Source organism: Sulfitobacter sp. PM12 (genome assembly GCF_045586035.1).
In the GTDB taxonomy this organism is placed as follows: domain Bacteria; phylum Pseudomonadota; class Alphaproteobacteria; order Rhodobacterales; family Rhodobacteraceae; genus Sulfitobacter; species Sulfitobacter pontiacus.
This window is the reverse complement of the sequence record NZ_CP151529.1, coordinates 2267512-2281616: the sequence shown is the minus strand read 5'-3', so window position 1 is coordinate 2281616 and position 14105 is coordinate 2267512. Positions and strand designations below refer to the sequence as shown.

General features: G+C 61.4%; 14 protein-coding genes. 2 read left to right on the top strand and 12 right to left on the bottom strand.

Going from position 1 to position 14105, the window contains the following annotated elements; translation table 11 throughout:
* Window positions 1–33: 33 nt before the first annotated feature.
* The 11 genes from AADW22_RS11175 to alr form a co-directional block, all read right to left on the bottom strand.
* A complete protein-coding gene (locus AADW22_RS11175) occupies window positions 34–1290 on the bottom strand; it encodes a LysM peptidoglycan-binding domain-containing M23 family metallopeptidase (RefSeq protein WP_317938322.1) in 1257 nt (418 codons plus the stop codon).
* 76 nt (window positions 1291–1366) lie between these two features.
* On the bottom strand, window positions 1367–2026 hold the full coding sequence (locus AADW22_RS11170; RefSeq protein WP_005853921.1) for a protein-L-isoaspartate(D-aspartate) O-methyltransferase: 660 nt from the start codon (window positions 2024–2026) through the stop codon (window positions 1367–1369).
* On the bottom strand, window positions 2023–2808 hold the full coding sequence (gene surE / locus AADW22_RS11165) for a 5'/3'-nucleotidase SurE (RefSeq protein ID WP_037944447.1): 786 nt from the start codon (window positions 2806–2808) through the stop codon (window positions 2023–2025). Before surE ends, AADW22_RS11170 begins: the two co-directional genes overlap by 4 nt.
* Before the next feature lie 72 nt (window positions 2809–2880).
* Window positions 2881–3531 carry an SDR family oxidoreductase gene (locus AADW22_RS11160; RefSeq protein ID WP_009824837.1) on the bottom strand — a complete coding sequence of 217 codons (651 nt, stop codon included), beginning with the start codon at window positions 3529–3531 and terminating at the stop codon, window positions 2881–2883.
* Window positions 3532–3603: 72 nt separating this feature from the next.
* Window positions 3604–3870, bottom strand: coding sequence for a hypothetical protein (locus AADW22_RS11155; protein ID WP_005853915.1), 267 nt, complete (start codon window positions 3868–3870; stop codon window positions 3604–3606).
* Window positions 3871–4089: 219 nt separating this feature from the next.
* Window positions 4090–5574: an amidophosphoribosyltransferase gene (gene purF, locus AADW22_RS11150; protein ID WP_037944446.1), complete on the bottom strand. Its 1485-nt coding sequence runs from the start codon at window positions 5572–5574 to the stop codon at window positions 4090–4092.
* A gap of 186 nt (window positions 5575–5760) precedes the next feature.
* Window positions 5761–6315, bottom strand: a complete 555-nt coding sequence (locus AADW22_RS11145) for a CvpA family protein (RefSeq protein ID WP_005853908.1) — start codon at window positions 6313–6315, stop codon at window positions 5761–5763.
* A gap of 28 nt (window positions 6316–6343) precedes the next feature.
* Window positions 6344–7711: a DNA repair protein RadA gene (gene radA / locus AADW22_RS11140; protein ID WP_005853906.1), complete on the bottom strand. Its 1368-nt coding sequence runs from the start codon at window positions 7709–7711 to the stop codon at window positions 6344–6346.
* A gap of 60 nt (window positions 7712–7771) precedes the next feature.
* Complete coding sequence (locus tag AADW22_RS11135) at window positions 7772–8539, bottom strand: hypothetical protein (protein ID WP_037944444.1); 768 nt, start codon at window positions 8537–8539, stop codon at window positions 7772–7774.
* A gap of 165 nt (window positions 8540–8704) precedes the next feature.
* Window positions 8705–9178 (bottom strand): paraquat-inducible protein A, encoded by a 474-nt coding sequence (locus tag AADW22_RS11130; RefSeq protein WP_407474594.1) that lies wholly within the window; start codon window positions 9176–9178, stop codon window positions 8705–8707.
* Window positions 9168–10202 (bottom strand): alanine racemase, encoded by a 1035-nt coding sequence (gene alr / locus AADW22_RS11125; protein WP_278374630.1) that lies wholly within the window; start codon window positions 10200–10202, stop codon window positions 9168–9170. The genes AADW22_RS11130 and alr overlap by 11 nt, the downstream gene beginning before the upstream one ends.
* A gap of 237 nt (window positions 10203–10439) precedes the next feature.
* Here alr and AADW22_RS11120 point away from each other — a divergent pair, with 237 nt between their 5' ends.
* Together AADW22_RS11120 and AADW22_RS11115 are read left to right on the top strand one after the other, a co-directional pair.
* Entirely contained in the window at window positions 10440–11756 is a 1317-nt protein-coding gene (locus AADW22_RS11120) for a dienelactone hydrolase family protein (protein ID WP_037944441.1), read from the top strand.
* A gap of 12 nt (window positions 11757–11768) precedes the next feature.
* Window positions 11769–12494: a sterol desaturase family protein gene (locus tag AADW22_RS11115; protein ID WP_407473730.1), complete on the top strand. Its 726-nt coding sequence runs from the start codon at window positions 11769–11771 to the stop codon at window positions 12492–12494.
* A 45-nt stretch (window positions 12495–12539) separates the two neighbouring features.
* On the opposite strand, the gene AADW22_RS11110 is transcribed toward AADW22_RS11115, so the two are convergent.
* Window positions 12540–14042, bottom strand: coding sequence for a replicative DNA helicase (locus tag AADW22_RS11110; RefSeq protein WP_005853895.1), 1503 nt, complete (start codon window positions 14040–14042; stop codon window positions 12540–12542).
* Window positions 14043–14105: the final 63 nt, after the last annotated feature.

The following is a 14105-nucleotide window of genomic DNA, read 5'->3' as shown; positions in this document are numbered from 1 at the left end:
CGCGTTTTGAAGCTGTTCAGTTTTCCAGTTGGCTTAGTTCAGGTAGGGCGTGGGATCGACGCTATCAAAGCCTTTGCGCACCTCGAAATGTACGAATGAATCATCGCCCGGGCGCAGTTTGGCGATGCTTGCCCCTTTAGAGACGCTATCCCCTTTGGCGACCGACACATTTGCAACATTGGCATAAACGGTCAGCAGGTTGTCAGGGTGGCGGATCACGACAATCGGCACGCCCTCGGCGCTTTTGGTGATCGCGGCGACTGTGCCGCTATCGGCGGCTTTGACCGCAGCACCCGGTGTGCCCTTGATGTTGATGCCCTCGTTCTTGCCCTTGGAGTAGGCGCGGATGATGCTGCCCTGTACCGGGGGCGACATGCGGCCGGAAGAGGCGGGTTGCGTCGTCTTGCCCACATCGGCGACAGGCTTGGCTGCGGCGGGTTCGGGCTTTGGCGCGGCGGGCTTCTCGTCCACGGGCGGTAGCGGTTTCGCGGCGCTTGGCGGGGTCGGCGTTGGCGATCCGGTGCCGGGCAAGCTGGTCGTTGTCGGTGTAGTGGCCGTCGCGGCGGCTGGCACTGCAGCGCTGCGTTTCGGGGCGGCCTGCTGCGCCACGGGGATCAGCAGGAACTGCCCTTCGCGGACAGAGAAATCAGCGCCAAGCCCGTTCCATTCGGCCAGCGTTTCAACCGGCACGGCATAGAGACGCGCGATGGTATAGGCGGTTTCCCCACGTTCCACCTTGTGGCGCACAGGCTCGATCCCGGTCTGTTTCGCGGGGTTCTCGCGGGTCGTGGTCTGCGCCGAGGGCAGGGTGGTGGTCTGCACGCCGGGGGTGGCGGGCGCCCGGTTGATCGCGCCGCCTGCGATGGTCTGGATATCGACCGCTGCGGTGGTGATCGGACCGGTGCCCGACGCGCCAGTCGCGGGCGAGGGTTCGGCGACGCGGGTCGGTAGGGCGATGATCTCTCCCTTGCGGAGGGGGACAGTGGGGTCGATGCCGTTGTAGCGCGACAGGCTGCCCACATCGGCACCCACGCGGGTGGCCACGTCAGACAGCGTATCGCCACGCCGCGCCACGGCGACCTGATAGTTGGGGTAGGAAATCACGCCGCGGTTGTCCGGTGCGGGGCGTTCATCCAGCGGGCCGGTGGCTGCGTGGGCGGTGGTGAAACCGTCGCCAAAGCCGCCGCGCAAATCCATATCAAGGGGCTGTTCACAAGCGGCGAGCAAAAGCGCAGAGCTGCCCGCCAGTACCGTCAGCCTGAGGGTACGGGTCACGTTTGGTTGGGTCATCTGCTCGTCCTCGTCTTCGGTGCCGTCAGCGCCTTGGGGTCCCCGTTCGGGCGGAGTTCCCCTTGCTATACTGCATTTAGCCGTCTTTTCCCAGCCCTTCAAGCAAGGGAACAAAGCGGACCTTGCGCAGCTCGTCATATTCCAGCCCGGTCTCGGTTTTGCGTACACGTATGAGGTGTTGAACCGTGTCCGACTGGCCAACTGGCACGACCATGATGCCGCCCACCTTGAGCTGAGCCAGAAGCGGGCCGGGGGGGTCTTCGGCGGCGGCGGTCACGATGATCCGGTCAAAGGGGGCCTGTTCGGGCAGGCCAAAGCTGCCGTCGCCTATGATCGCGGTGATGTTGGACAGGGCCAGATCCTCGAAAATCTGGCGGGCCTCTACCACCAGCCTGCGGTGGCGGTCGATGGTATAGACGCGCCGCGCCAGTTTGCTGAGGATCGCGGCCTGATAGCCTGATCCGGTCCCCACCTCGAGCACCTTGTCGCGCGACGACACATCCAGCGCCTGCGTCATCAGCGCCACAACCGAAGGCTGGCTGATGGTCTGACCGCAGGCGATCGGCAGGGGCATGTCCTCGTAGGCGCGGGACGCGAAAAGGCCGCGGATGAAGGGACCACGGTCGATCTGCTCCATCGCGTTCAGGACACGGGCATCGGTGACGCCCTTGGAACGGAGTGCGTAAAGAAACTGCATCTTGCGTGTCGCGTCTGTGATGTCTTCTTCGTCGTTCATGTATTGATGGCTTTTAGCGCGTCAAATGTATCATGAGCGGTGAGGTCGGCGCGCATGGGCGTGACCGAGATATAGCCGTCAAGGTTCAGCGCGGCGTCGGTGCCGTCGTCCGTCGGGATCTGCTGGTCCGCGCCCTTGATCCACAAGAACCGCCGCCCTGACGGCGACAACTGCGGGATCGTGGAAAAGCTGGTATCGCGGCGCATCCCCTGGGGGGCCAAACGGATGCCCTGAACCTCTGCCGCTGCGACGGGCGGGAAATTCACGTTATAGAACAGACGGTAGCCATCCCCATGCGCCGGTGTCGCATCCAGAATACGGCGGATCACATCGGCCCCGTGGCCGGCGGCTGCCTCGAACGGGTCATCCAGATCACGGTTGGCAGGGCCGTAATATTGCGACAGCGCCACGGCGGGGATGCCTTGCAGCGCCGCCTCCATCGCGCCACCGATCGTGCCGGAATAAAGCGTGTTTTCAGCCGCGTTGTTGCCGCGGTTCACACCCGACAGCACCAGATCAGGGCGGGCATCCAACATACAGTCGTGCAGTGCGGCCATCACACAATCGGCCGGGCTGCCCTCGACCGAAAAGCGCCGGTCGCTGACCTTTTCGACCATCATCGGCTTGGTGTAGCTGATGCAATGCCCGACGCCGGATTGTTCATAGGCGGGGGCCACGGTCCAGACCTCGCCATCGGGTCCGGCCAGGTCGGTGGCAATGCCCTGCAGGGTCTTCAGACCCGGAGCGTGAATACCGTCGTCGTTGGTGATCAGAATGCGCATAAATTCCCCTTTGCGCCTTGATAGGCGACGGGGCGCGGCGCGGCAAGGCAGGAGCCTTCACCGCATCATGTTTTAAGGCTGGGAAACAGCCAGTTGCGCCAGAATTTCAGCGGCTTGCGACTGTGGCGTGTTCAGCGCCTCGCGGTCTTCACCGGGGTGGAAACGCGCGCGTGTCGCGGTTGGCATGGGGGCGGGCGTCATGATGTGGACGCGCGGGCCGATTGCCACGGCTTCGGACTGCCAGCTTTTGGCCAGCGCGATCTGTGCGGCCTTGGTGGCCCCGTAGCTACCGAAGAACTTGGTCGCTACAACCGGATCGTCAAAGAACACGGCCTGACCCGATTGCCCCAGCAGCGGTGCCACATAGGTGATCAGGGTAGACGTGGCGGTGACGTTACAGGCGACAGATTTGGCCATGTCTTTGGCGTCGATGTGATCGGTCGGGGCCAAGGGGGCGGCATGGACAGCGGTGTGCAGCCAAAGATCAAGGCTGCCCCAGCGGTCATAGATGCCACGGCACAGGGTCGCCATCGCATCGGCATTGGTGATGTCCATCGGGGCCAATGTCGCGCTGCCGCCGCGGGACTGGATGCGGTCGTCCAGCTCTTCCAGGGCACCGGTGGTTTTGGCGACTGCAATGATGTGATGCGTGTCGCAAAGTGCTTCGGCCAGGGCGGCACCAAGACCGCGGGACGCGCCAGTGATAAGAGCTGTTTTTGTCATGGGGTGGCTTTGCCTGAGCCACCGCCCCCCGTCAAGAGGGGCGCGGCACCCGGGGTCATGTCGCGGGGCGTTTCACCCTTTGGGAAGTTTGAGCGTCACCGTGCGCCCGCGCTGCGCCAGAACTACGCTGTCGTCGCCAATGGCGGCGACGATGCCGTCGCTGATCTTGTCGTTCAATGTCACGCGGTGGATGCGTCCGCGGCCATCGCGGATCAACGCGCCGGGGTCGGTCAGGCTGCCGAAGGTCCCAATCAGGGCGAGCTTGGGCAGGGACGCCTGCTGCGTTGCCAGATTAAGTGTTTTCTGCGGGGTCGGAGTGCCTTTTTCGTCTGTCGACATGGGTGCCTCTTGCTGCGCTTAGGGGGGCAAAGAATGGTTAGACCGAGGGGCTAACAAAGCTGCCTGACAGCCGAAAGAGGGCGCGGGGGAAGCTGGCAAAGACTGGCTTGCACGTCGGCAAAGCTTTGCCAGCGGCACGGGGGCACAACACAGCAAAAGGGCGGGCGAGGGGTTGAACCCTGCGCCCGCCCTTGCGGAACTTGTCGGAAAGCGGCGGCCTTATTCGGCGGCTGGCTTCATCTCGAACCCTTGATTGATCTGGTCGGCAGGGGTGACGGGGTAATCACCCGAGAAGCAGGCATCGCAATATTGAGGGCACTTGTTGTTGCGACCCTCTGCCTCGCCCACGGCGCGATAAAGCCCGTCGAGCGAAATGAACTTGAGGCTATCCACTTGCAAATGCTCGCGCATTTCCTCTTCGGACATGGTGGCCGCCAGCAGCTTTTCACGTTGCGGCGTGTCCACACCGTAGAAACAGGGCCACGCGGTGGGGGGCGAAGCAATGCGGAAGTGGACCTCTTTCGCGCCGGCATCAAGGATCATCTCTTTGATCTTGCGGCTGGTGGTGCCACGCACAACCGAATCGTCGACCAGAATGACCCGCTTGCCCTTGATCAGCGCGCGGTTCACGTTGAGCTTTAGCCGCACGCCCATGTTGCGGATCTGCTCGGTCGGTTCGATGAAGGTCCGGCCCATGTATTGGTTGCGGATAATCCCCATCGCATAGGGAATACCCGATTCGAGGCTGAAACCGATGGCCGCAGGCGTGCCGCTGTCGGGGACGGGGCAGACAAGATCCGCCTCTACCGGCGATTCCTTTGCCAGCTCGCGCCCGATGGCTTCGCGGGTTTCATAGACCGAACGACCGCCAAGGATGCTGTCGGGGCGGCTGAAATAGACGTGTTCAAAGATACAGAACCGCGATGCGACACGGCGGAAGGGGAAATGGCTTTCGACGCCCGAAGGCGTGATCACGACCATCTCGCCGGGCTCGATCTCGCGGACGAATTCGGCACCGATGATATCCAGCGCGCAGGTCTCGGAGCTGAGCGCCCATCCGTCGCCAAGCTTGCCCAGAACCAGCGGGCGCACGCCCAAAGGATCGCGCACGCCGATCAGCTTGGTGCGGGTCATCGCCACGACCGAAAACGCGCCTTCGACACGGCGCAGCGCGTCTTCCATGCGTTCGGGAATGTTGCGTTGCAGGGACCGCGCCATCAGGTGGATGATACATTCGCTGTCCGACGAGGACTGGAAGATCGACCCGCGTTCAATCAGCTCGCGGCGCAGGGCGTTGGCGTTGGTGATATTGCCATTATGGGCAATCGCGGCACCGCCCATGGCGAATTCGCCAAAGAAGGGCTGCACATCGCGGATCGCTGTCGGGCCTTTGTGACCAGAGGTCGAATAACGCACATGCCCGATAGACAGTTCGCCGGGCAGCGTCTCCATCACCTTTTGCGAGGTGAAGTTGTCGCGCACATAGCCGAAGCGGCGGGCGGACTGGAAACCGGCAGCGGGATCATAGCTGACGATCCCGCCGGCTTCCTGACCACGGTGCTGCAACGCGTGCAGGCCGAGGGCCACAAAGTTCGAGGCGTCTGCAACGCCGATCACGCCGAACACCCCGCATTCTTCTTTGAGTTTATCCCCGTCATCTGCATCACGCAGATAGGAGGAATCAAACGGGTGCGCGGGGGGCATGATCTTGGACAACGGGGCAACTCCGAATCCGATGAAGGGATAGGGGCTATGTAGGACTTTGGGCGGGCCTTGTCACCCCGCCGTTACATTTTGCCCCCGCATATGCTGCGATGCAACATATGGCAGAAACGCAAACGCCCCCGAAAACGGGGGCGCGTGTTTAACTTTTGGCAGCGTCAGCGGCGATTAGGCACCGCAAGCACCAACCAGAGCCTCGTAGCGGGTGGTGATCCAGCCCAATGCGGCTTCTGGGTTCTGCTCTTCGATCTGGCCGGTAAAGCGCCCGAAGACCTGTGCCGACCGGCTTTCGTCCACCATGGTGAAAGTCTGGCCGGTGATCACGGTGTCATAGACAAAGAAGGCGATGGCGACCAAGAGGATGCCGCGCGCCACGCCGAAAAGAAACCCGAGCCCCTGATCCAGACCACCCAGAACAGAGCGCTGCACCAGCGACGAAAACAGCGGGGTGAACAGCGAGACCACAATCAGCGCGATGGCAAAGACGATGGCAAAGGCCCCGATAATCGAAAGCTCGCAGCTGTCGGCAAGGAATTCCCCCACAACAGGGATCTCTGACACCAGCGGTTCAACCTGCGGCGCGAAGAGAAACGCAAGGATCGCGGCGGCAATCCAGCCCACGATCGCCATAAATTCGCGTACAAGCCCGCGGCCATAAGCCAGCAAAGCCGACAGAACGATGACAAGCGCCACAACCCCGTCAATGATGGTAAAACCTTCCATGGTCGTCTTGCCTTCCTTGAAGGGGCGGTTAGCCAGCCCCGAATATTTCGCCTACAAATCCGGTGAGATCGCTCATGGTGTTAAGCGTTATGCCGTTCTTGCCCACCGGTTTTCCGCCCGCGGGCGCGATGGCGCTGGTAAAACCAAGTTTTTGCGCTTCTTTCAACCTATTTTCGGTTTGACTGGCGGGGCGTAGCGCACCGGACAGGCTGATTTCGCCGAAAACAACGGTTTCCGCGGGCAAGGCCACGTCTTCGCGCGCGCTGAGCAAGGCGGCGGCGACCGCCAAATCCGCCGCAGGCTCCGAGATTTTCATGCCGCCTGCCACGTTGAGGTAAACATCAAGCCCTGCAAAGGGGATGCCGCAACGGGCCTCTAGCACGGCGAGGATCATCGCAAGCCGTCCCCCGTCCCAGCCCACAACCGTACGCCGCGCCTGCGAATGAGGCGACGGGGCCACAAGCGCCTGAAGCTCGCATAAAACAGGGCGGGTGCCTTCGATACCTGCGAAAACCACTGAGCCCGCGGCGGGCGTGCCGCGTTCGGACAGAAACAGGGCAGAGGGGTTGGTGACCTCTGCCAGCCCTTCGCCGGTCATCTCGAATACGCCGATCTCGTCCGCGGGGCCAAAGCGGTTCTTGACCGCGCGCAAGATGCGGAACTGGTGGCCGCGCTCGCCCTCGAAATACAGCACGGTATCGACCATATGCTCGACCACGCGCGGCCCCGCGATCTGCCCGTCCTTGGTGACATGCCCCACAAGAATCACGGAAACGCCGCGCCGTTTGGCAAAACTTGTCAGCTCGTGCGCGGCGGCGCGGACCTGACTGACGGACCCGGGGGCGGAATCGACGTTATCGGCCCACATGGTCTGTATCGAATCGATGATGACCAGATCGGGTTTCACCTCTTCAAGCGTGGTCAGGATATCGCGCAGATTGGTTTCGGCGGCCAACTGCACCGAGGCGTCGGACAGCCCCAAACGCTGCGCCCGCATACGGACCTGCGCCGAGGCTTCCTCTCCGCTGACGTAGATTGTTTTCAAACCACTGCGGGCGAAATGGGCCGCTGCTTGCAGCAAAAGGGTGGATTTCCCGATGCCCGGATCACCACCCACCAAAATGGCAGAGGACGGCACCAGCCCGCCGCCCAAAACGCGGTCCAGCTCGGCAATGCCGGATTGGCTGCGAGGCGGGGGCGTGTCCTTGGTGGTGAGGTCGGTCAGCACCATCGCCGCACCGCGACGGGTGCCAAGCGATTTGCTGGGCGGGCCGGATGAAATGCCCTTGTCTTGCTGGATCGTGTTCCATTCGCCGCAGGCATCACAGCGCCCGGACCATTTGTTATAGGTCGCACCGCAAGCCGTGCATGAAAATGTAACGGGAGATTTAGCCATGCGTCTTTCTGGCCGAACAAAGGGGAAACGTCAAAGCAAAACCTTGGTGCCCGCGCAGGGTTACTCCGCTGCTTTGGGGGGCAGCTCTACCACGCGTGAATCGCGGGCCATTTCATCCGCCGATACGGTACGTTCGATTCCCAGTTCGGGCATGATCTCGCGCATTTCGGCGCGCAGGCGGTCCAGCTGTGCCGCGGCCACGCTTTCTTCCAGCTCGACCTCGTGCAGCCAGTGCTTCATCTCGGATGTGATGCCTTTGGCCTGATCCAGACGGCTGTTGAACAGGTTCACTTCTTCCTGACGCTGCTTGAGGAAATTGCGCGCACGTTCGATTTTCTCGTCGGCATAGACGGTTGCCAGCTCTTTCGAGATGTGGCTCATCTGCGCGGCGACTTCCAGAAGGGCGGGTTCAAGCGTGCTGAGATCAGGGTGATCGCGCAGATAGGCCAGCCGTTCGCGGACCGAGTCGAATTCGGAAGACATGTGAAAAACGTCACCCCGATCCGCCGCATGCACCGCCCCGTAGGCGCGGGTGATGTCGTCCATGTTGAGCGCAAATTTACGGTGCGATGTTTCAAGCTGCATGATGCGGCGGTTGGTGGGGATAAAAAAGCAGATGCCCACGGCCAGAATGGTCAGGCCGATCTGCGCATACATCCCTGCATTCTCAACGGGTTGCCCGTCATAGTTGAGTGGCAGTTCAATCCAGGCCCATTGGCCAAGCGCGGCCATAACGGTACAGACGGTGATCGCCACGGCGGCAACAGCGAAAACCGCGAATGCGAGTCTTTGAAAAAGATACTGAATAAGTGCCGTCAACGCGTTCATCTGTCTCACCTTGTGCTTGAGTTGCTGTTGTAAGCAAGAATATGCCGATGTTGGCAAAAGGCGAAGAAAATCTTGAAATTTCCGTAAATGAATCGATTTTACTCGGGAAATTCCGAGCAATTCTACCCAGGCGGGTGGATTGGTCGGGTGAAAACGCCAGCTTGCTTAGGCGATTTTCTGCGCGCGGTGCCCGATAAACAGGGATGCGAGGATGCAGCCTGTAAACAGGTATAGCCCCCAAGCCGTCTCGATCCGCCCGATCCCGATCCCCTTTGATAGGGTCACATAAAGCGCGATCAGAAACACATCCGCCATCGCCAATTTGCCGATTGCCTGCAAGATGGGCAGGGCGCGTGGGCCGATCAGGCGGAACTGAACCAGCGTCAGACCGACGGTCTTTACATAAGGCGCGACAAGGGCAAAAAACGCGACGATCAGCGCCAGAAACAGGTCGGTGTCCCATAGGGATTTCAGCCCCCTCAGGACAGAGATTTCGGTGAGCCCGAACAGTGGCAGCACGCCCGCCCGCAATAAGGGCGCGGCCCATGCAACGGGGTAGAGGATCAGCAAAGACAGGTTTGCGACGCGCAGCAGCATATCAAAGCGATCTGCGCGGGGGCGTGCCCCATCACTCCACATAGACCCGGTCATAGCGCGCGCCAAGCGCGGTCAGCACCTCGTAGCCGATGGTGCCCGCAAACCCGGCGACCGTATCAACAGACTGATAGTTCCCGATCAGCTGCAAATGCTCTGGCACCTCTGTCAGGCTGGTCACATCGACGGTGATCAGATCCATAGAGACACGGCCAACAACGGGCAGTTTGCGCCCCTCGTGGGTGAAAGTGGCCCCGTTGCCCAAGGCGCGGATCAACCCGTCGGCATAACCCGCAGCAACCGTGGCGACCAATGTCGGGCGGGGGGCCGTCCAGGCGCAGCCATAGCCGACGGTCTGGCCCGTGGCGACTTCGCGCACCTGAATGACAGGCACATCCAGCGTCACCACCGGCATCGCATCGGCGAAGGGCAATCCGCCGTAGACCCCGATGCCCGGGCGGGTCAGGTCAAAGTGGTAGTCACGGCCAAGCATGATCCCCCCCGTCGCGGCCAAGGATCGTGGCACGTTCAACCCATCCGTCATCTCGCGGAAGGTCTTGAGCTGGCGGGCATTCATCGGGTGGTTCGGTTCGTCCGCGCAGGCCAGATGCGACATGATCAAGGTCGGGTTCTGCGCCAGGGCGATGTCGCGCAGCGCAGCCCATTCAGCCGGGTCCATGCCAAGGCGGTTCATGCCGCTGTTCAGCTGCACCCCGAAACGATGGCCGGGCAGGGCTTCGACATGGGCGATCATCTGGTCGACCGAATTGATCATCGGCGTCAGGGCCGCGCTCCGGATCATATCGGCGTCACCGGGCATATGCCCCGCAAAGACGTTGATCGCAGGGCCGGGCCCCAAGACGCGACGCAGGGCCACGCCCTCTTCCGCGACAGCGACAAAGAACTTGCGCGCGCCTTGGGCGGCGAGAACCGGGGCCACGCGGTCAATGCCCAGACCATAGGCATTCGCCTTGATCACGGCACCGGTGTCGCAGCCGGTCATTTTGTTCAGCGCCTGCCAATTGGCGGCAATCGCATTGAGGTCGATAGAGAGGGTGGCTGTTGTCATGGGATTTGTTTTGACCGTATGCCCGCCAAGGTCAAGCCACGAGCAGGGCCACCGGCCAATAATCCCTCGCCTTGCGGGGACGCGGGCGGAATGTTTGGCCCATTTCCCTAACGTAACGAAACCTTCGCATGATGCTTGCATGGTGGCGCGAACGCGATAGCTTGGTTCCTGACAAAAGACAGGCTGCGCGCAGTAGCCGCATATAAAACGGGAGAGAGTTTAATGCGAGTTTCAACAATGACAACGGGGCCCGTGCTGGCGGTGGTCACGGCGATGGCCGCGCCGATGGCGCTGGCCGAGAACCGGATCGATACCCAGATGCCCACAGCCCCTGATATGGCGGCCTATGGCGACGAAGCAATTGGCGTGCGCCAGCTTGACCTGGTGCATAAGGACCAGATCGATATCCTGTCCATCGATCCCGCAGCGGACAAACCTGAAACCCTGCCGCGCTATGATCGCCCGCTGACGGTCGAGGTCTGGTACCCCGCCGCGGACGGGGCCACCGGCGACACCGCGATCAAGGCGTTCATCCGCGATGGCAAGACCGAGGTCACCTTGCAAGGCAAAGCCATGCGCGACGCGGACCCCGCACAGCCCGACGCGGCCTATCCGCTGGTCATCGTCTCCCACGGGTATCCCGGCAACCGCTTCCTGATGTCCCATCTGGCCGAGAATATCGCGTCAAAGGGCTATGTCGTTGCGTCCATCGATCACCTGGATTCGACCTATCGCACGCAGGCGGCCTTTGGCTCTACGCTGGTGAACCGGTCGCTGGACCAGCTTTTCGTGCTGGATGAAATGGCGCGTCTGTCGCAAGACGAAAGCTCTTTTCTCAATGGGTTGGTGGATGCGGATAACACCGGTTTGATCGGCTATTCCATGGGCGGCTACGGCGCGGTGATCACCGCAGGTGGTGGCGTGACCGAAGCCTCGGTCGGCTATGGCTGGGGCGGGCCGCATGGCACCTTGGGCATCCATCAGGCGGGGTCCGAGACGCATAACAACCTGCCCGACCCAAGGATCAAAACCGCCATCGCGATCGGCCCCTGGGGCATGAACACGGGCTTCTGGGATGCCGAAGGTCTGAAGGGCGTTCAGATCCCGATGCTGTTCATGGCCGGGTCCGAGGATATGGTATCGCTTTACGAAAAAGGCGTGCGCGCCATTTGGGAAAACGCCAGCAGCGTCGACCGCGCCTTGCTGACCTTTGAAAACGGCGGCCATAATGCGGCGGCCCCGATGCCTGCGCCTGCGGAATCCTTTCGCGATGACGCTGATCTGGGGTTCAACGTGTCGGGCCACTATACCGATCCGGTCTGGGACACGGTGCGCATGAACAACATCGCGCAGCACTTCGCCACCGTCTGGATGGCACAGCACCTCAAGGGCGATGCCGAGATGGGGGCCTATCTTGATCTGGTCGAAAACTCCAACGACGGGGTCTGGTCGATGAACGAGGATGGCACCCCGAAGGAGGATCACAGCTATTGGAAGGGGTTCGACAAGGACACCGCCAAAGGGTTGCGCTATGAAACCCTGTCGCCCGAGTAAGGAGCACCGCTGATGATGCGCTTGCGTATCATGTTCTCGCATGCGGCCGTCGTGGTGATGGCGGTCGCCTGTGGGGCGGGGCTGGTTGGCTTGGCGCTGTTCGCGCCGCTATGGGTCTGGGCGCTGATCCCCTTGGGGGTCGCCGCGCAGATGCTGAATGAATACAACCTGCACCGCTATGTGTTCCACCTATCGCCCCCGCGGGCGCAATGGGCATTCAACCTGCTGTATATGGCGCACTACGGTCATCATGATTTCCCGACCAACACCAAACTGTTTTTTGTGCCGATCTGGGTCGCTTTGCCGATGCTACTGGTGAACGGAGGGGTGCTGTGGGGCGTTCTTGCCCTGTTTGCTGTGCCGCAGGCGGGCTGGATCGCCGTGGCCATCGTGCCAGTGGGCGGGGTGCTGACCTTTCTGGTCTATGAATGGTTCCACATGACCGCCCATGTGAACGTGTCAAAAACGCGGGTAGAACGTTACGTGACCACGCTGCACAACCAGCATCACTTCCGTGATTTCAGCAAATGGTTCCACGTCAGCCCCGGCGGGGCCGTGATTGACCGCGCTATGGGGACGGCGATTGACCGCGAGGCGCTAAAGCACCAGCAACGAATTGAATTCATTCGCACTTTGGGGATGCGACCCAATGACCCAAGGCTGATCGCAGCGCGGGAGCGCTTTGCCGCGAAATACAACCTGTCAGAGGCAGAGATCGCCCGCGCGGCGGTTGTCTGACCTCCGCACAGGGCGTGTATTCATCGAATTAACGGGGTGTGGCGATCAGAACTCCTGATCGCCGCCGCCATTTTCACTCTGCCACGGTTTCACAAGGTTACCAAAGCGGGTGTAGCGCCCTTCGAAGCTGAGATCGACAGTACCAATAGGGCCGTGACGCTGCTTGCCGATGACCACTTCGGCGCGACCGTGCAGACGCTCCATCTCTTCTTGCCAGATCGCCATTTTATCCAGCTCGTGATCGCCGGGCTTTTCGCGTTCCTTATAGTATTCCTCGCGGAACACGAACATCACGACGTCGGCATCCTGTTCGATCGACCCGGATTCACGCAAGTCCGACAGCTGCGGGCGTTTATCTTCGCGGTTTTCCACCTGACGCGACAGCTGCGACAGGGCGATCACGGGGATGTTGAGCTCTTTCGCGATGGCCTTGAGGCCCATGGTGATTTCCGAGATCTCATTCACCCGGTTTTCGCCTTTGCCCGTCCCGCGTACCAGCTGGAGGTAGTCGATAATCAACACGTCCAGCCCGTGGGTCCGCTTGAGCCGCCGCGCACGGGCGGCCAGCTGGCTGATCGGCAGGGCGGGCGTGTCGTCGATATAAAGCGGGCAGGCTTCCAGCGCTTTGGCGGCATCGACGAAACGGCGGAATTCGGTCTCTGTCATATCACCCGACCGGATCTGGTGGGACGGGATTTCGGCCGCTTCGGACAGGATACGCGCGGCCAACTGCTCCGCGCTCATCTCGAGGCTGTAGAACCCGACAACGCCACCGTCTACAGCGCCTTCGGTGCCGTCATGCAAGGTGCCCCGGCGGTAGGCTTTGGCGACGTTGAAGGCAATGTTCGTCGCAAGCGAGGTTTTCCCCATCGACGGACGACCGGCAAGGATCAAAAGGTCAGAGGGGTGCAAACCGCCCAGCTTTTTATCCATATCAATCAGACCGGTAGAGACACCTGATAGGCCACCGTCGCGTTGGTAGGCCGCATTGGCCACGTTGACCGCATCGGTCACGGCTTTCAGAAAGCTCTGGAAACCGCTTTCGGTCTGACCCTGCTCGGCGAGCTTATAGAGTTTCTGTTCGGCCTCGACGATCTGTTCGCGCGGCTCTGACGCGACATCGACCTGTGCGGCTTTGGCCGCGATGTCACGGCCCAGCTGGATCAGGTCGCGGCGCACCGCCAGATCATAGATCATCTGCGCATAGTCGCGCACGGCAAAGGCGCTGATCGCGGCACCGGCAAGGCGCACCAGATAGGCGGGGCCGCCCAGTTCTTTCAGCCCTTCGTCATCCTCCATAAACGCTTTGAGCGTCACGGGGGAGGCAAGGTTGTTCTTGGCGATCCGCGCGGCGGCGATCTCGAAAATACGGGCGTGAACGGGGTCGTAGAAATGCTTGGGACCGATGACAGACGCCACGCGGTCGTAGATATCGTTGTTGGTCAGGATCGCGCCCAACAACTGCTGTTCCGCTTCGATGGAATGCGGCATTGTCTCGGCCGCTTGAACCGTTAGCTGGTTACCGTCGATGCTTGAAATCTCGTTCATGCTACGTGTTGCCCCACTGATTAATGACCCGAGGCTTATCTACCCGAGCCGCCCGTCATCCCG